A 16336-nucleotide genomic window follows, 5' to 3' on the forward strand; every position below is an offset into this window, starting at 1 on the left:
CGCATGACTGACGCTCTCTGGTGGGACCTTCCCCTCGATGACCTGCGTGCCGAACGCCGTGAGATCGACGGCCGCCACCTCGCGGTCGTCACGCTCGACCTGCCCGACAAGCGCAACGCGATGTCCGACGCGATGACCGACTCCTGGGTGCGGCTGATGGACGCGCTCTCCGCAGACACCGAGCTCGCCGCGGTCGTGGTGACCGGTGCGGGTCCGGCGTTCTGCGCAGGCGGAAACCTGGACTGGATCGTCGCCGACAAGGGCTCTTCGGTGGCCGACCTGCGTCGGCGGATGCTGGCGTTCTACCGGTCGTGGCTGTCGATCCGTGCGCTGGAGGTGCCGACGATCGCCGCGGTCAACGGGCACGCCATCGGCGCCGGGCTCGCCGTCGCGCTGGCCTGCGACATCCGCTACGTCGCGCAGGAGGCCAGGCTCGGTGTGCCGTTCACCCACCTCGGCCTGCACCCCGGTATGGCCAGTACCTGGTCGTTACCCGACGTCGCCGGCCTGGCCGTGGCCCGCGACCTGCTCCTGACCGGCCGGGTGATCGACGGCGACGAGGCCGTACGCCTGGGGCTGGCCTCCCGCGCGCTCCCGTCCGCGCAGGTGCTCGACGAAGCGCTCGGCGCCGGCGAGCGCATCGCGCGGAGCGCGCCCATCGCCTCTCGGCTGACCACGCTCGCGCTGCGCGACGGCGGTCATGCAGGCCCCGAGGAGGCCCTGCAGTGGGAAGCCCTCGCGCAGGCCGTCACGCTCACCACCGACGACGTGCACGAAGGCATCGCAGCCGCCGCTCAGAAGCGCCCGGCGCGGTTCGTGGGGCGTTGACCTGCACTGATGTCGGCTCGTCCCGGTCCGGCCTGCGGGACTTTGTCAGGGTCGTCACCTAGGTTGTCGGGTATGGGCGAGCAGCCGCTGACGGTCCGCTCCGCCACCGAGCCGGTGGTGGAGATCCGCCGCAGTGCCCGTCGTCGGCGTACGGTCAGCGCCTATCGCGACGGTGATCGCATCATCGTCCTCGTCCCTGCCCGGCTGAGCAAGGCCCGTGAGGCGACGCTGGTCGCCGAGATGGTCGACAAGGTGCAGGCGCGCGACCGCCGGCTGCGCCCGAGCGACACCCAGCTGGCGGCGCGAGCCGCCGACCTGTCCGCGAGATATCTGGGCGGGCTCGCCCGTCCGGCGTCGGTGCGCTGGGTCAGCAACCAGCGTTCGCGGTGGGGCTCGTGCACCCCGCTCGACGGCACGATCCGGCTGTCCGACCGGTTGCAGGGCATGCCCGAGTGGGTCGTCGACTACGTCCTGCTCCACGAGCTCGCTCACCTGCTCCAGCCAGGCCACGGCAAGTCGTTCTGGTCGTTGCTGAGCGGCTATCCGCACCTGGACCGTGCGCGCGGGTTCCTCGAGGGTGTGGCCCACGCTGACGGCTCCGCGTCCGAGCCGGACGTCGACGAGACCGACGAGGCCGAGGACGACACCGGCGTCGGCTGACCCTGGCCGCGCCGTCGGCGGAGTGCCACGATGACGTGAGACGGGCGTACGCCGCCGGCACCGCCGGCGTTCCACGGGAGTCGACATGGGCGCGTTGCTGGTCTACCTCGCGATCTGCGTGCTGCCGGGCCTCGCGCTCCTGGCCCTCGAGCGCTCGACCCAGCCGGCGCGCGTGCACCGGCTCGAGGCCGTCATGCTGGCGTACGACGACACGCTGCGTGCATGCTGCGTCCAGCTCGGCCTGCCGGCGCCCCCGCATCGTCGGCGGCAGATGCAGGGCCTGGAACGGCTGCAGGTCGAGGCAGAGCTGGCGCAGGCCGGGCTGCGCTGGTGAGGGTCAGCCGAACGTGTTGCGTGCGGCAGTGACCAGCTCGCCCATGTCGGGGTCGGTGAGCTCGGGCAGGGCGTCGACCGGCCACCACTGCAGGTCGTCGGACTCGTCGGACATGACCGGCTGAGCCCCCGGCTCAGTGCGCGCGGCGAACCTCAGGTCGAGGTGAGCGCGGCAGCGCCCGAACGCCGAAGGCAGGGCGTGCTCGTGCAGCTGGACGAGGTGCGGGGCCAGGGTGAGGCCCGCGATGCCGGTCTCCTCACGGGCCTCGCGGGTCGCGGCGGCGAGCACGTCGACGTCACCCGGCTCGAGGTGACCGCCGACCTGAACCCAGATGCCGGCCTTCTTGTGCAGCGTCAGCAGCACGCGCTCGAGCGAGGCGTCCAGCACCATCGTGCTGGCGGTGAAGTGCTCGGCCGGGCCGTCACGCCACGTCGCACCGGTGTGGGCGCGTTCGTGCGCGACGAACCGGTCGCGCAGGCGCTGCTGCTCGGCGTCCGGTGGCGTCCACTCGCCGAGGAGGCGGGCGACGTCGGCGTCGAGGGCCACGTACGCCGCAGGCACCTCGGGCGCGGTCGTCACTCCGACGTCCGGGACGACGACTCGTCGTCGCCGTCGTCGGTGGGTGTGTCGTTGTCCATCTCGGCGCGTCCCTGGGCGAGCAGCTTGTCGAGCTCGTCATCCAAGGCGTCGCGCTCGGGCGCGGCCGGGGCGCTGCCCGTGCGTCGTTCGACGTAGGCGAGCGGGTCGTCCAGGTCGGCTCCGGAGGGCGCGAAGTCGGGGTGCTCCCAGGCCGTGTCGCGCGCTTGGGCACCGCCCGCCTCCTCCAACGCCGCCCACAGGTTGGCGGCGTCGCGCAGTCGTCGCGGACGCAGCTCCAGGCCGACGAGCGAGCTGAAGACCCGCTCGGCGGGCCCGCCCGAGGCGCGGCGGCGGCGTACGGCCTCGGACAGCGCGGCGACGTGGGGGAGGTGCGGTGTCGTGGCGCGCTCACTGACGACGTCGACCCAGCCCTCGACGAGGGCGAGCGTGGTCTCGATGCGCTGCACTGCGCGCTGCTGCGCCTCGCTCGGCTCAGGGGTGAACAGCGAGCCCTGCAACGCCGACTGCATCGCGGCCGGGTCGGAGGTGTCGGCCTCGCGCAGCGCTTCCTCGATGCGGTCGGTGTCGATGCTGATGTCACCGGCGTAGGACTGCACGGCCGCGATCAGCGCGGGGGCCACCCAGGAGACCTCGTCGAACAGGCGAGCCCGCGCAGCCTCACGCACGGCGAGGTAGAGGTGCACCTCGCCGGGCTCGATGCCGAGGCCCTCGGCAAAGGCGGCGACGTTGGCGGGCAGCACGACGATCGGGTTGCCCTCGACCAGCGGCAGGCCGACCTCGGTGCCGGTGACCAGCTCGCTGGCGAGCGCTCCGACCGCCTGACCGACCTGCATCCCGAACATCGCACTGCTCATGCGCGCGACCATCGGCTCCATCTGGCCGACGAGCGCTGACGCGTCGACACCCGGAGGCAGGCCCAGCTCGGACGCGAGGTCGGCCTCGCCGAGCTGACCGAGCTGCTGCTGCATGGCGGTCTTGATGGCACCGCCCACTCCGACGGCGACGGGCTCGACGAGCCGACGCCACACCGGCATGGTCTGCTCGACCCACTCCGCACGCGACCAGGCGCGCGCACCGGCCGTCGGGGCCTGCAGGTCGGTGACCTCGTCGAGCCACAGGTTGGCGACCTGCACGACCTGCTCGACATCGCGGCTGGTCGTGCTGCTGACACTGGAGTCGCCGGCGGCCGAGACGGTCTTGCGGGCTGCGTCGGTGGCGAGCTGCACGTTGAACGAGCCATCGGCCGGACCCGACATCATCGCCTGGACCTGCGCCTGCACCATCTGCAGCATCGCGGGGTCGAGGTCCTGAACACCCATCTGCATGAGGGCGTCGGCCAGCTCGGGGTTGGACGACAGGTCGCCGCCCGTGAGCGCTCGCAGGATCTCGGCGAGGTCGGGCTGGTCGTCGTCGCCGGGGCCGCTCGGCTGCAGGTGCGGGGTGTCGGACACGATGGGGCTCCTCGGACGTCGGGTGTGAGTCGTCGCGCGCTGTTGCGTCGGTGAGAGGATGACGTCTCTTCCCAGACAACCACGAGGGGGCCGTAGTGAGTTCCTCAGGGCGGCGTGTTCGCTCTCGGCGGACCAGCCCCGTGGTGGTCACCCACGCCGGTACGCCGGCGGGTGCGGCGGTCGTGCGCGCTCTCGTCTCGGGCGCGGCCGGTGCGCCAACCCCGGTGGTCGCGCTCGCGTCATCGGAGCGCCCGGCGCCCGACGACCTGCCCGGCGATCTGGTCCGGCTCGTCGAGGACGCCGACCTGGTCGTGCCGACCGTCGCCGACCACCTCAGCGGAGCTCGGGCGGTGGTCCACGTCCTCGCGCCTGACGACCTCGCCGGCGAGCTCGCCGACCACGGCCGCCGCGAGCGGCTGACCCGAGAGATCCAGACGCTGGTGCTCGCCGGGGCCGCCACCGGCGTACGGCACCTCGTGCTGGTGACCAGCGCGATGGTCTGCGGCGCGAGCGCCGACAACGACCTGCCGTTGCCCGAGGACGCCGTGCGCGCTGCAGGCTCCGCGTCGGGCCTGGTCGCCGACCTGGTCGCTGCCGAGGAGGCGCTCGAGAGCGCCGCAGCGATCCACCCGGGCCTCACCACCACGATCGTGCGTCCGGCCACCCTCGTCGGCGGCACCGACACGATCATCACCCGGCACGTCGCCGCGCCCAGGTTGTTGCGGCTGAAGGACTCGGCTCCGGCATGGCAGCTGTGCCATGTCGACGACCTGGGCGCCGCGATCTCGTACGTCGTCTCCGCGCAGCTGGCACCGGTCGTCACCGTCGGGTGCGAGGGATGGCTGGACCAGGACCGTTTCGAAGAGCTCACCGCCCTGCGCACGGTCGAGCTCAGTACGGCCGCGGCGACGGGTATCGCCCACCGGCTGCACCGCATCGGCTCGCTGCCGTCACCGGCCACCGACCTCAGCTACGTCGCGCAGCCGTGGGCGGTCGGCAGCTCGCGGCTGCGCGCGGAGGGCTGGCGGCCGGCGTACGACAACAGCACCTGCGTCGAGGTGCTGCTCGACGACGCGCGGGCGCACCGCATGGGGGCAACACGCAGGTTCGACCGCAAGGATGGGGCGGCGATCGGAGCCGCCAGTGCCGCCGTGGCCGTCGGCGCGACGGCCGCGATCATGCGCAGACGTCGGAAGAAGGGCAGTACGTGAGTCAGCAGGTCTCCGCCGAGCGCGATCCGCGCATCCGGCTCCTGGACGTCGTCGACCGGCCGTTGTCGGTCGACGAGGCACTCGACGCCGTCCGTGACCCGGCAGCAGGCGGCATCGCGCTCTTCGTCGGTGTCGTGCGCGAGCAGGACCACGACAAGCCGGTCGCCGCGCTCGACTACTCCTCGCACCCCACGGCCGTGGCGGCCCTGGAGGCTGCCGCCGATCAGGTGCTGCGCGACGACGTCGTCGGGCTCGCCGCGGTCCACCGCACAGGGCACCTCGCGATCGGCGAGACGGCGGTGGTCGTGGCCGTGAGCGCTGCGCATCGCGGGCCCGCCCTCGAGGTGTGCCGCGACATGATCGACACTCTCAAGCGCACGGTGCCGATCTGGAAGCACCAGCAGTTCAGTGACGGGAGCGATGAGTGGGTGGGACTGCCATGAGTACGCCGCAGACGAGCGTGCCGCAGGCACCGCAGCGACCGGGCGGCCTGTCCCGTCGTACGACGTGGCTGCTCGTGGTCGTGCTGCTGGCGGTGGTCATCGGGGCGATCGGTCAGCTGGTCAAGATGCCGTACGCGATCTTCAGCCCCGGCCCGGCCCAGGACACCCTCGGCAAGACCGACAACCGCGACATCATCGCCATCAGCGGCACCCAGACCTACCCGACGTCGGGCCGTCTGGACTTCACGACCGTCTCGCTCTACGGCGGCCCCAACTACCCCGTCACGTTCTGGCAGTGGCTGCGAGCCAAGACCGACAGCGACAGCAAGATCGTGCCCGAGGAGCAGGTGTTCCCCAAGGGCGTCACCGGCAAGCAGGTCGAGCAGGAGAACACCGCCGAGATGGTCGGCTCGCAGGAGGCCGCCGAGGTCGTCGGGCTGCGCGCCGCCGGCAAGAAGGTCGGTGAGACCGTGACGGTCGGGGCGATCGGCAAGGGCCGGCCCGCCGAGGGCAGGCTCAAGGTCGGCGACCGGATCGAGACCATCAACGGCGGTCCGGCGACCACGCTGTCCGCCGTCCACGACCGGATGGACGTTGTCACGCCCGGCTCGCCCGTGCAGATCGTGGTCACGCGAGCGGGCGCACGTCAGACGGTGAGCGTGCCGACCGCCAAGGACCCCGAGACCGGGCGCGCGGTCATCGGCATCTCGCTCGCGCCCAAGTACACGTTCCCGTTTAAGGTCGCGGTCAACGCCGGCGACGTCGGTGGTCCGTCCGCCGGGCTGATGTTCAGCCTGGCGATCTACGACAAGATCACGCCCGGCCCTCTCACCGGCGGCAAGGAGTTCGCCGGCACCGGCACCATCGACACCGAGGGCACCGTCGGCCCCATCGGTGGCATCCAGCAGAAGATGGTGGGCGCTCGCGACGACGGGGTCGACTACTTCCTGGCCCCGGCGTCCAACTGCGGTGACGTCAAGGGCCATGTGCCGGACGGGCTCACGGTCGTCAAGGTCGGCACGTTCGACGAGGCGCGGACGGCCATCGAGAAGGTCGCCAAGGGGCAGACCAGCGGCCTGCCCAGCTGCGGCTGACGCATCCCGTCCCGGTCGTCGTACGACGGCGGGTCAGCTGAGCGTCGCGCGCAGCGCCTCGACCAGCCCCGGGGCGATGTCGTTGCCGATGGCGACCTTGTCGTCGGAGTCGTGCTTGCGCTGACGCAGCAGGCAGACGGCCTCACCGTCGCGCAGCACCGCGACGAGCAGGCGTACGTCCTCGCGGTCGGGGTGGGCGGCCAGAGCCTCGCTCGCCTGGTCGGGGTCCTCGGGCAGGTCCTGCTCGGCCTCCGGAGGCACGACGATGCGCTCGATGGACAGCGCGACGCCGTCGACCTCGTCGGGCCAGGCGAGCCGGCCGAGCATCGACTCGATCGACGAGGTCGGCGGCATGCCCTCCTGCTCGATGGTGCTGTACGCATCGGGGTCGACGCCGGCGAGCTGTTCGGCCAGCGCCGGCTCGCGACGCGCGATGTCGGCGTTGCGGGCGATCGCGAACAACCGTGGCGCCTGGTCCCATCCGGCTGCGGCGACGTGCTGCTCGGTGTCGACCGCACAGCTCATGAGCGGGGTGAGGACCGGACGGATGGGCGGCTGCGAGGACGTCACCGCACCATCGTGCCGTACGCCCGCGCAGGAGCGGGCACGTGACCTGCGGGGTTGGTGCTCGACGTCACAGGAGCGCGGGTTAGGTTAGGGGCTCCTGGCCCCACCTCGAGAGAGCGACTCGGTGAGCTCGACGGACGACTTCGACAGTGAGGGCGGCCGTCGCGGCCGTTCGCCGTTCAGTGCGGGCGGACCCCGCATCCCTGGTGTGCTGAGGACCCGCCGCTCGCCACTCGCGACCGCGCTGGTCGTCGTCGCGGGCGTGATCGTCCTGGGCCTGATCTGGTCCAACCTGTGGACCGAGAAGCTCTGGTACGACAGCGTCGGCTACTCGCAGGTGTTCCGCACCGAGCTGCTCACCAAGGTCGCGATGTTCCTCGCCGGTGGGGCGATCACCGGCGCTCTCATCGCGGTCAGCCTGGTCGTCGCCCACCGGCAGCGCCCGATCTACGCGCCGTCGACGCCCGAGCAGGACAACCTCGACCGCTACCGCGAGATGCTCGACCCGTTCCGTCGGGTCGCGTTCGTCGCCGTCCCGATCGTGTTCGGGCTGTTCGCGGGTGTCGCCGCGCAGGCGCAGTGGAAGCTCCCGCTGCTGTGGATGAACCGGCAGTCGTTCGGCACCAAGGACCCCGAGTTCGGTCTCGACATCGGGTTCTACGTCTTCACGCTGCCGCTGCTCGGCTTCCTGGTGAGCTTCTTGACGATGGCCCTCGTGCTGTCGCTCGTCGCGGCAGTGCTGACGCACTACATCTACGGCGGGATCTCGTTGCAGGGCAACGGTCCTCGTACGACGTCCGCGGCCCGGGTGCACCTGTCGCTGCTGCTCGCCGGCATCGTCCTGCTGCGTGCGCTCGCGTACTGGCTCGACCGCTACGACCTGACCACGAGCAAGGGTCGGCTGTTCACCGGTATCGGCTACACCGACAAGCACGCGGTGCTGCCGACCAAGGCGATCCTCGCGATCGCGGCGCTGCTGTGCGCGGCGCTGTTCGTCTCGACGATCTGGACGCGCACCTGGCGGCTGCCGCTGCTCGGCACCGGTCTGCTCGTGGTGTGCGCCGTGCTCATCGGCGGCATCTACCCGGCGCTGGTCCAGAACTTCAGCGTGCGCCCGTCGGAGCCGACCAAGGAGGCGCCGTACATCAAGCGCAACATCGACGCCACGCGTGCGGCGTACGACCTCAAGGACACCAAGAGCCAGAACTACACCCCCAACACCAACGCCTCGGCCGGCGGGCTGCGCAAGGACGCCGCGACGGTGCCGGGCATCCGGCTGGTCGATCCGACGATCGTGCCGCCCACGTTCCGCCAGCTGCAGGGCCGGGTCAACTACTACCAGTTCGCCGACGCCCTTGACGTCGACCGCTACAAGATCAACGGTCAGAGCACCGACACGGTCATCGCGGCACGCGAGCTCGACCTCAACGGCATCCCCGAGGGCCAGCGCAACTGGGTCAACCAGCACGCGGTCTACACCCACGGCTTCGGCCTGGTCGCCGCATACGGCAACAACCGCACCGACCAGGGCGCTCCCGAGTTCATGGAGCGGGACATCCCGCCCACGGGCCAGCTCGGCAAGTACGAGCCGCGCATCTACTTCGGTGAGTCGTCGCCGACGTACTCCATCGTCGGTGCCGCCGCAGGCGCGGCGCCGCGCGAGCTGGACTACCCCAGCGGCACCGAGGGTGGCGAGACCAAGAACACCTATCAGGGCAAGGGCGGTGTCAAGGTCGGGTCGTGGACCCGCAAGCTCGCGTACGCCGTGAAGTACCGGCAGTACAACATCATGCTGTCCGACGTGGTCAACGACGATTCACGGCTGCTCGACCACCGTGAGCCGCGCGAGCGGGTCGAGCGGGTCGCGCCCTGGCTGACGGTCGACGGCAACGCCTACCCGGTCGTCGTCGACGGCCGCATCAAGTGGGTCATCGACGGCTACACCACCAGCTCGCGCTACCCCTACTCCCAGCTCGCCTCCATCGGCGACGCGACCTCGGACTCGCTCACCAACCGGTCGCAGAACGTCCAGGCCGTCGAGGGTGGCCAGGTCAACTACATCCGCAACTCGGTCAAGGCGACGGTCGACGCGTACGACGGCTCCGTCGACCTCTACGCCTGGGACGACCAGGACCCGATCCTGAAGGCGTGGTCCAAGGCGTTCGGCAACACGGTCAAGCCGCTGTCGCAGATCGACGGCACGCTGATGAGCCACCTCCGCTACCCGGAGGACCTGTTCAAGGTGCAGCGCGAGCTGCTGGCGCGCTACCACGTCACCGATCCGCGCGCGTTCTACCAGGGCAACGACGCCTGGCAGATCCCCACCGACCCGACCCAGAGCGCCGCCGGTGCGGCGGCCTCGGGTTCGAACGGGCCGGTCATCCCGCCGTACTACCTGTCGGTCGCGATGCCCGGCCAGTCCTCGCCGTCGTTCTCGTTGACGACGGCGTTCATCCCGACCGGCGACCGGCAGAACCTCTCCGGCTACATGGCCGTCGACGCGGACGCCGGTGACCAGACCGGCAAGAAGAAGCCCGGGTACGGCACCATCCGGCTGCTCGAGATGCCGCGCAACACCACGATCGACGGACCGGGGCAGTTCTCCAACCAGCTGGCCTCCAACGAGCAGCAACCTGCAGACGGGTCGACCGGCTTGAACCTGTCTCAGCTCTTGCGGCAGAACTCTGCCCAGATCGAGTTCGGCAACCTGCTGACGCTGCCGGTCGGCGGCGGACTCCTGTACGTCGAGCCGTTGTACGTCCGCTCCACGGGTGCCAACTCCTATCCGCTACAGCGCTACGTCGTCGTGGCGTTCGGTGGCAAGCTCGCCTGGTCGGGCACGCTCGACGGCGCCCTCGACCAGCTGTTCGGCGGCAACTCGGGTGCTTCCGCGGGTGATGCGGGTACAACGCCGACGACGCCGCCGGGCACCTCACCGTCTCCGTCCCCGAGCCCGTCTCCCTCGCCGAGCGGGACGACCAGTGCGCCCCCGCAACCCGGCGGCACGACCCCTGCGCCGAGCGGCACGCTGCCTCCGCAGCAGCAGGCGGTACAGGACATCCAGAAGGCGTACCAGGACAGCCAGGCGGCTCTGAAGAAGGGCGACTGGACCGCGTACGGCCAGGCGCAGAAGCGGCTCGGAGAGGCGATCAACCGGGCTCTGAAGTCCAGCCCGAGTGGATCGGTCAGCGTCACTCCGGCGCCGTCGAGCACTCCGTCACCGTCGACGAAGTAGCGCGGATTCGCCTGCTCAGGCCCCGATTTGGCGCTCGGGCGGGCGTCCCGTAAGGTTGTGTTCACCGACGCGGGGTGGAGCAGCTCGGTAGCTCGCCGGGCTCATAACCCGGAGGTCGCAGGTTCAAATCCTGCCCCCGCTACCAAACGCGTCAGGCGTACGAAGGCCCGGACCTCACGGTCCGGGCCTTCGTCATGTTCGAGCCAGCAGTCCTCCCTCGGGATGTGCGGCGGGCGCGCGCCGATTCTCGCCGGTGATCTGTTGGGGGTCCATCGTGTTCGACACGGGCGAGCAGCATGAACCTGCTTCGTGAGCACACTGCCGCGGCCAAATGAGAACCCGTTCCACTTCATGGGTGGGCGACCAACGGCGTGGATCTCACCTTCGAGAGCATGCGGGTGTGGTCTTTCGGGGTACCGATGACGATGTCAAGCCGATGGAGTGGCTGTGTAGTTTTGAGCCGCACCAAACGACCGTCGGCCATCGGCGGAACTTCATTACTTCCTCAGCTGGGAGCGCACGATGAGCAAGGCATGGGTTGTCCGTGCAGGCCGCAACGGAGAGCAGGAGCAAGCCAACCTGGTCGAAGGCACCGCGACCATCGGCTGGGGAATCGGCGACCTCACGGGGGTGTCGTCTCGCGAGGAGGTCCGTTCGCGTATGGACGCCGCGTTCCCAGAAGACTCTCCGGGCCGTTTGGCTAATCTGACTGGACAGGCGTGGGCATTCCGCAACCAGATACGGCCCGGTGACATTGTCATCATGCCGTCGAAACTGCGACCCGGGTACCTGTACCTCGGCAAGACCTCGGGTCCCTACCGGTATCAGGCCGACGCGCTGGACGCGGAGCGCCGACACCAGAAGTTGAGTCCCTGATAGTGGTGTAGCGCGGTCGCTGACCATCGTCGACACGAGCTGGTCGTGGACGTGGGTGCGGCCACCGCGTGATCCTTCGAGTGAACCTTCCACAGCACTCTCGAACGGAGTCATCACGATGACCGCACCACACATTGTCGACCCTGCTGGCCTGTTGGGTGAAGCCCTGGCCGAAGCGTCCCCTGATCTGATGCGCAACCTGCTGCAGTCGATCATCAACACGTTGCTGTCCGCGGACGCTGACGCGGTCGTGGGCGCCGAGTACGGCCGGCCCAGCCCGTCGCGCACGGCTCAGCGCAACGGGTACCGGCACCGGGACCTGGACACCCGCGTCGGCACGATCGATGTCGCAGTCCCCAAGCTACGCACCGGCAGCTACTTCCCCGAATGGCTGCTGGAACGGCGCAAACGGGCCGAGTCGGCGCTGATCACCGTGGTGGCCGACTGCTACCTCGCCGGGGTGTCCACCCGGCGCATGGACAAGCTGGTGAAGACCCTGGGAATCGACTCGTTGTCGAAGTCGCAGGTCTCGCGGATGGCGACCGACCTGGACGAGCACGTCGACTCCTTCCGCCACCGCCCACTGGGCGAGGCCGGCCCGTTCACGTTCGTGGCCGCCGACGCGCTCACGATGAAGGTCCGCGAGGGCGGCCGGGTCATCAACGCCGTGGTGCTGCTGGCGACCGGCGTCAACGACGACGGGCACCGCGAGGTCCTGGGCCTGCGCGTCGCGACCGCCGAGACCGGCGCGGCGTGGAATGAGTTCTTCGCCGACCTGGTCGCCCGCGGCCTGACCGGGGTGCGGCTGGTCACCTCCGACGCCCACCACGGGCTGGTCGAGGCGATCGCAGCGAGCCTGCCCGGCACGACCTGGCAACGCTGCCGCACCCACTACGCCGCCAACCTCATGTCGATCTGTCCCAAGAGCATGTGGCCGGCGGTCAAGGCGATGCTGCACAGCGTGTACGACCAGCCCGACGACCAAGCCGTACAAGCCCAGTTCGACCGGCTCATCGAGTACACGGCCGAGAAGCTGCCCGCCGTGGCCGAGCACCTCGCACACGCCCGCGAGGACATCCTCGCGTTCACCGCGTTTCCCAAGGACGTGTGGACCCAGATCTGGTCCAACAACCCCGCCGAACGCCTCAACCGCGAGATCCGCCGCCGCACCGACGCCGTCGGCATCTTCCCCACCCGCGCGGCGATCGTGCGGCTGGTCGGCGCGGTCCTGGCCGAGCAGACCGACGAATGGGCCGAAGGCCGCCGCTACCTCGGCCTGGACCTGCTGGCCCGCTGCCGCATCAACATCGTGCCCACCACCGAACCCGACACCGGAGTTGATGACCTGCCCGCCCTGACCGCCTAAACCCTCAGCAAGGAGAACGCAGCGCTACACCACTACAAGGGACTTGACCACACCAGATTCCCGTGGCGTGGAAGAAAGAGCCCGCTCCCAAATCGGTGGTTAAGGACGACCTCCTGTACTCGCTCAACTCGATCATGACGGTGTTCAACCCCGCCCGGAACAATGCTGGTGAACGGGTGGTGACGCTTTTTGAGACCGGCGAGGACCCAGGCAACAAGCTGCCTTCGCCGCAGGCGCCCGGGACTGCTGCACGAACAGGTGACATCTGATCTGGCTTGCCCGTGAGGGTGGCCTGGAAGGATGTTGCTGTGCCTAAGCCCTACCCCCGAGAGTTTCGTGATGATGTCGTGCGCGTCGCCCGAGGTCGTGAGCCGGGTGTGACGCTGGAGCAGGTCGCCAAGGACTTCGGTGTCCACCCGATGACGTTGAACAAGTGGTTGCGCCAGGCCGCGGTCGATGATGGCGACAAGCCCGGCACGACCACGGCTGAGTCTGCTGACCTGCGGGAGGCCAACCGGCGGATACGGCTGCTGGAGCAGGAGAACGAGGTGCTGCGCCGGGCGGCGGCTTACCTGTCTCAGGCGCATCTGCCGGGAAAAGGCTCTACCCGCTCGTGAGTGAGCTGGCCGCTGACGGGATTCCCGTGACGGTCACGTGCCGGGTCCTGAAGCTCCACCGTCAGAAGTACTACGCCTGGCTGGCCAGGCCGGTCACCGGTCGTGAGCTGCAGGCGGCCTACCGGGCCAACGCGTTGTTCGATGCCCACCGTGATGATCCGGAGTTCGGGTACCGGTACTTGCTTGTGGAGGCCGCCGGCGCGGGTGAGGTGATGACGCCGCGCACGGCGTGGCGGATCTGCTCGGCGAACGCGTGGTGGTCGGTCTTCGGCAAGAAGCGCGGCAGCCACGGCAAGAAGCCCGGGCCACCGGTGCACGATGACCTGCTCGCTGTTGAGGACGAGCACGGTGTGATCCGGCACTCCTTCACCGCCGCCGCGCCGAACCAGGTGTGGCTGACCGACATCACCGAGCACCGCACTGGTGAGGGGAAGCTGTACCTGTGCGCGATCAAGGACGCCTGCTCCGGGCGGATCGTGGGCTACTCCATCAGCGACCGGATGAGGTCAGCCCTCGCGGTCGCAGCCCTGGACTCGGCCGTCGCGCGGCGACGCGCGCAGGGGCAGGACGTCACCGGGTGCATCGTGCACTCCGACCGCGGCAGCCAGTTCCGCTCACGCAAGTTCGTGCACGCCTTGAACCAGCACGCGCTGACCGGGTCGATGGGCCGGGTCGGCGCTGCCGGTGACAACGCCGCGATGGAGTCCTTCTACGCGCTGCTGCAGAAGAACGTCCTGAACCGCCGCACCTGGGACACCCGCGAAGACCTGCGGATCGCGATCATCACCTGGACCGAACGCACCTACCACCGACGTCGACGCCAAGACCGCCTCGGCCAGTTGACCCCCATCGAGTACGAGACCATCATGACCACGCCAGCCGATCAGGCGGCATGACTACCACCTGTCACCTGTTCGTGCAGCAGTCCCCCCCCCCCCGGCCGCGAGGGGCCCGCCCGAGCCCAGAGTCGACCGAGGTCAGCGACCCCGATCCCACTCCAAGCCTCGAAGCGATCAAGGACCAGATCCGTACGCATTTGGTCGAGAACTTCGCCGGTCACAAACTCACCAGCCTGGTGGCTGACATCCTGGAAGCACTGGGGTTCCGCTGCGAAGTGTCTCCGCCTGGCCCAGACGGCGGAGTCGACATCCTTGCTGGACGTGGGCCGCTGGGGCTCGACTCACCAACCCTGATAGTCGAGGTCAAGAGCGAACCAACCGCGATCGACGTCAAGGTCGTGCGCGGCCTGCACTCCGCAATGACCCAGCACCGCGCTGACCAGGGTCTCCTCGTGGCACGAGGCGGAGTCACCACCGCGGCGACGCGTGAGTTCCTCCGGGACCGCACCTCCCTTCGGATCTGGGACTCGGAGGAACTCCTCAACCGTCTGTTCGAGACGTATGACCGGCTACCTACCGGCACGCGCGCTCGGATCCCTTTGAAGCAGGCGTGGGTTCTCGATCCTGAAGGCCCGTGACCTGTGCCGGATACACGAAGGCCCGGACCTCACGGTCCGGGCCTTCGTCATGCTCGGGGTCCTCAGACGGAGTCCGCCTCGTTGCGGGGACGGGACTTCAGGTGCGCGGCGGCGAGGGCGACCACGGCGCCGACGAGGGCGTACGCGCAGATCACCACCAGGTTGCTCGTGACATCGTGCCCGTCGAAGTAGACGATGCGCCGAATCGCATCAGTACCAGCGCCATTGGGGATCCACGGGCCGATCGCCCGCCAGAACGCCGGGAGCAGGGGCGACGGGTACGGTCCGCCGGCCGAGGGGTTGCCGAGGACCACGAACAGCAGCACGGTCGCGCCGATGCCGAGCACCCCGAACATCGTCTGGAAGGCGATCGTGACCGTGGCGGCGGCGAGCACGAGCAGGATTCCCAGGCCCCACATCGGCCAGAAGTGACCGGTGAGCGCGCCCAGCACCTGGTCGACGATGAGCGTGCCGCCGAGACCGGACAGGACGGCGTACGGCACGGTCGCGCCGAGGCGGATCGCCGCACGTCGCAGCGTGGCGGGGCGTGACCCCTTGGCGACGCCGAGCAACGATGCGACGAGGTAGCCGCCCACGATCCAGCCGACGACCAGGTAGAACCCGGTCAGGCCGCGGGCGTCGTTGTCCTCCAGGGGTACGACGTCGGTCGTGGTGAGCGTGCGCTGCTGACTCGCGTCGACGCGGGTCAGGACCTGCTCGACGGCGGTGACCACGGCCGAGCCGCCACCGGAGGCGACCAGCAGCCGGTCACGGGTGCTGGAAGGGTCGACGATGAACGCCGCACTGCGGTCACCGCGCTCGACCTGGGCGCGAGCCTCCTGCTCACTGCTCGCGGCGGTGGCCTTCAGGGGTGAGCCGTCGATGCCGTTGAGGCGTTCGACGATCGCGGCGCGCTGCTGAGCCGGCGCGACGACAGCGACGGGCACGTCGTGCGGGGTCGGCGCGTGGAACGCCCCGACGTAGCTGAGGATGAACCCGAGCTGGAGCAGCAGCACGCCGAGCACCAGCCCGACCGTGCGTGGTGTGACAGCGTCACGCAGATCGTCCATGACGCCCGGCCGAGGAGGCGGGTCGTCGGTCTGCTCCAGGACCGTGCTGCCGTGGGTTGTCGGGTCCTCGCTCACGTGTGCGCCTCCTGTGTCGGGCCGTCCAGTGCTGCTCACGGTAGCGAGAGCGCTCCTGCGGCGGCTCACGACCTGCGCAGCACCTTGTCCATGGCCTTGCCGCGCGCGAGCTCGTCGACGAGCTTGTCGAGGTAGCGGATCTGTCGCATCAGCGGGTCCTGGACCTCCTGGACCTTGACGCCGCACACCGAGCCGGTGATCAGGTCGACATCAGGGTTGAGGTCGGCCGCGGCGAAGAAGTCCTCGAACGTCGTGCCGGCGTCGAGGTGCTCGCGCAGGGTCGCGTCGTCGAAGCCGGTGAGCCACCGGATCACCTCGTCGAGCTCGGCGGTGGTGCGCCCCTTCTTGGTCACCTTGGCGACGTAGTGTGGGTAGACCGAGGCCACGCTGGTCGTGAAGATCCTGCTCATGACTGTGAGCCTAGGCGGCAGC

At 69.6% G+C, this 16336-nt stretch carries 17 protein-coding genes and 1 tRNA gene; 13 read left to right on the plus strand and 5 right to left on the minus strand.

What is annotated here, in order from left to right:
* The first annotated feature begins 3 nt into the window (after positions 1 to 3).
* The 3 genes from VV01_RS04250 to VV01_RS04260 all read left to right on the plus strand — a co-directional run bounded on the left by VV01_RS04250 (position 4) and on the right by VV01_RS04260 (position 1822).
* Complete coding sequence (locus VV01_RS04250; RefSeq protein WP_050668809.1) at positions 4 to 828, plus strand: enoyl-CoA hydratase/isomerase family protein; 825 nt, start codon at positions 4 to 6, stop codon at positions 826 to 828.
* A 72-nt stretch (positions 829 to 900) separates the two neighbouring features.
* Positions 901 to 1488 (plus strand): M48 metallopeptidase family protein, encoded by a 588-nt coding sequence (locus tag VV01_RS04255; RefSeq protein ID WP_050668810.1) that lies wholly within the window; start codon positions 901 to 903, stop codon positions 1486 to 1488.
* An 85-nt stretch (positions 1489 to 1573) separates the two neighbouring features.
* Entirely contained in the window at positions 1574 to 1822 is a 249-nt protein-coding gene (locus VV01_RS04260; RefSeq protein ID WP_050668811.1) for a hypothetical protein, read from the plus strand.
* Between the two features lie 3 nt (positions 1823 to 1825).
* On the opposite strand, the gene VV01_RS04265 is transcribed toward VV01_RS04260, so the two are convergent.
* A complete protein-coding gene (locus VV01_RS04265) occupies positions 1826 to 2401 on the minus strand; it encodes an NUDIX hydrolase (RefSeq protein WP_231635150.1) in 576 nt (191 codons plus the stop codon).
* Positions 2398 to 3873, minus strand: a complete 1476-nt coding sequence (locus tag VV01_RS04270; RefSeq protein ID WP_050668812.1) for a zinc-dependent metalloprotease — start codon at positions 3871 to 3873, stop codon at positions 2398 to 2400. The genes VV01_RS04265 and VV01_RS04270 overlap by 4 nt, the downstream gene beginning before the upstream one ends.
* A 140-nt stretch (positions 3874 to 4013) precedes the next feature.
* Between VV01_RS04270 and VV01_RS24260 the strand changes: the two genes are divergently transcribed.
* The 3 genes from VV01_RS24260 to VV01_RS04285 are packed head-to-tail and all read left to right on the plus strand — an operon-like array spanning position 4014 to position 6621.
* The gene (locus tag VV01_RS24260; protein ID WP_050668813.1) at positions 4014 to 5084 is read left to right on the plus strand and encodes an NAD(P)H-binding protein; all 1071 of its coding nucleotides are present in this window, start codon (positions 4014 to 4016) and stop codon (positions 5082 to 5084) included.
* Complete coding sequence (locus VV01_RS24265) at positions 5081 to 5527, plus strand: molybdopterin synthase catalytic subunit (RefSeq protein WP_050668814.1); 447 nt, start codon at positions 5081 to 5083, stop codon at positions 5525 to 5527. Before VV01_RS24260 ends, VV01_RS24265 begins: the two co-directional genes overlap by 4 nt.
* Positions 5524 to 6621 carry a YlbL family protein gene (locus VV01_RS04285; RefSeq protein WP_050668815.1) on the plus strand — a complete coding sequence of 366 codons (1098 nt, stop codon included), beginning with the start codon at positions 5524 to 5526 and terminating at the stop codon, positions 6619 to 6621. Before VV01_RS24265 ends, VV01_RS04285 begins: the two co-directional genes overlap by 4 nt.
* A 33-nt stretch (positions 6622 to 6654) precedes the next feature.
* Here the strand turns inward: VV01_RS04285 and VV01_RS04290 are convergent, their stop codons facing one another.
* Positions 6655 to 7146: a PPA1309 family protein gene (locus VV01_RS04290; protein ID WP_050671712.1), complete on the minus strand. Its 492-nt coding sequence runs from the start codon at positions 7144 to 7146 to the stop codon at positions 6655 to 6657.
* Between the two features lie 166 nt (positions 7147 to 7312).
* Between VV01_RS04290 and VV01_RS04295 the strand changes: the two genes are divergently transcribed.
* The 7 genes from VV01_RS04295 (at position 7313) to VV01_RS04320 (ending at position 14759) form a co-directional block, all read left to right on the plus strand.
* A complete protein-coding gene (locus VV01_RS04295; RefSeq protein ID WP_231635151.1) occupies positions 7313 to 10423 on the plus strand; it encodes a UPF0182 family membrane protein in 3111 nt (1036 codons plus the stop codon).
* Positions 10424 to 10491: 68 nt separating this feature from the next.
* A tRNA-Met gene (locus VV01_RS04300) sits at positions 10492 to 10568 on the plus strand.
* A 377-nt stretch (positions 10569 to 10945) separates the two neighbouring features.
* Positions 10946 to 11299: a hypothetical protein gene (locus VV01_RS23195; RefSeq protein WP_157508732.1), complete on the plus strand. Its 354-nt coding sequence runs from the start codon at positions 10946 to 10948 to the stop codon at positions 11297 to 11299.
* 118 nt (positions 11300 to 11417) lie between these two features.
* The gene (locus VV01_RS04305) at positions 11418 to 12665 is read left to right on the plus strand and encodes an IS256 family transposase (protein ID WP_050668298.1); all 1248 of its coding nucleotides are present in this window, start codon (positions 11418 to 11420) and stop codon (positions 12663 to 12665) included.
* A 62-nt stretch (positions 12666 to 12727) separates the two neighbouring features.
* A complete protein-coding gene (locus VV01_RS23200) occupies positions 12728 to 12934 on the plus strand; it encodes a hypothetical protein (RefSeq protein WP_157508733.1) in 207 nt (68 codons plus the stop codon).
* Positions 12935 to 12973: 39 nt separating this feature from the next.
* Positions 12974 to 14178 (plus strand): IS3 family transposase gene (locus tag VV01_RS04315; protein ID WP_157508734.1). Its coding sequence is split into 2 segments (ribosomal slippage): positions 12974 to 13258 and positions 13261 to 14178, totalling 1203 coding nucleotides; the frame shifts between segments, so codons are not numbered across the junction.
* Entirely contained in the window at positions 14175 to 14759 is a 585-nt protein-coding gene (locus tag VV01_RS04320) for a restriction endonuclease (protein ID WP_050668818.1), read from the plus strand. Before VV01_RS04315 ends, VV01_RS04320 begins: the two co-directional genes overlap by 4 nt.
* A gap of 62 nt (positions 14760 to 14821) precedes the next feature.
* Here VV01_RS04320 and VV01_RS04325 read toward each other — a convergent pair whose 3' ends face one another.
* The gene (locus VV01_RS04325) at positions 14822 to 15904 is read right to left on the minus strand and encodes an ABC transporter permease (protein WP_197274986.1); all 1083 of its coding nucleotides are present in this window, start codon (positions 15902 to 15904) and stop codon (positions 14822 to 14824) included.
* Positions 15905 to 15969: 65 nt separating this feature from the next.
* On the minus strand, positions 15970 to 16314 hold the full coding sequence (locus tag VV01_RS04330; protein ID WP_050668819.1) for a DUF2200 domain-containing protein: 345 nt from the start codon (positions 16312 to 16314) through the stop codon (positions 15970 to 15972).
* Positions 16315 to 16336 lie beyond the last annotated feature (22 nt).

This window comes from Luteipulveratus halotolerans (assembly GCF_001247745.1).
Classification (GTDB): domain Bacteria; phylum Actinomycetota; class Actinomycetes; order Actinomycetales; family Dermatophilaceae; genus Luteipulveratus; species Luteipulveratus halotolerans.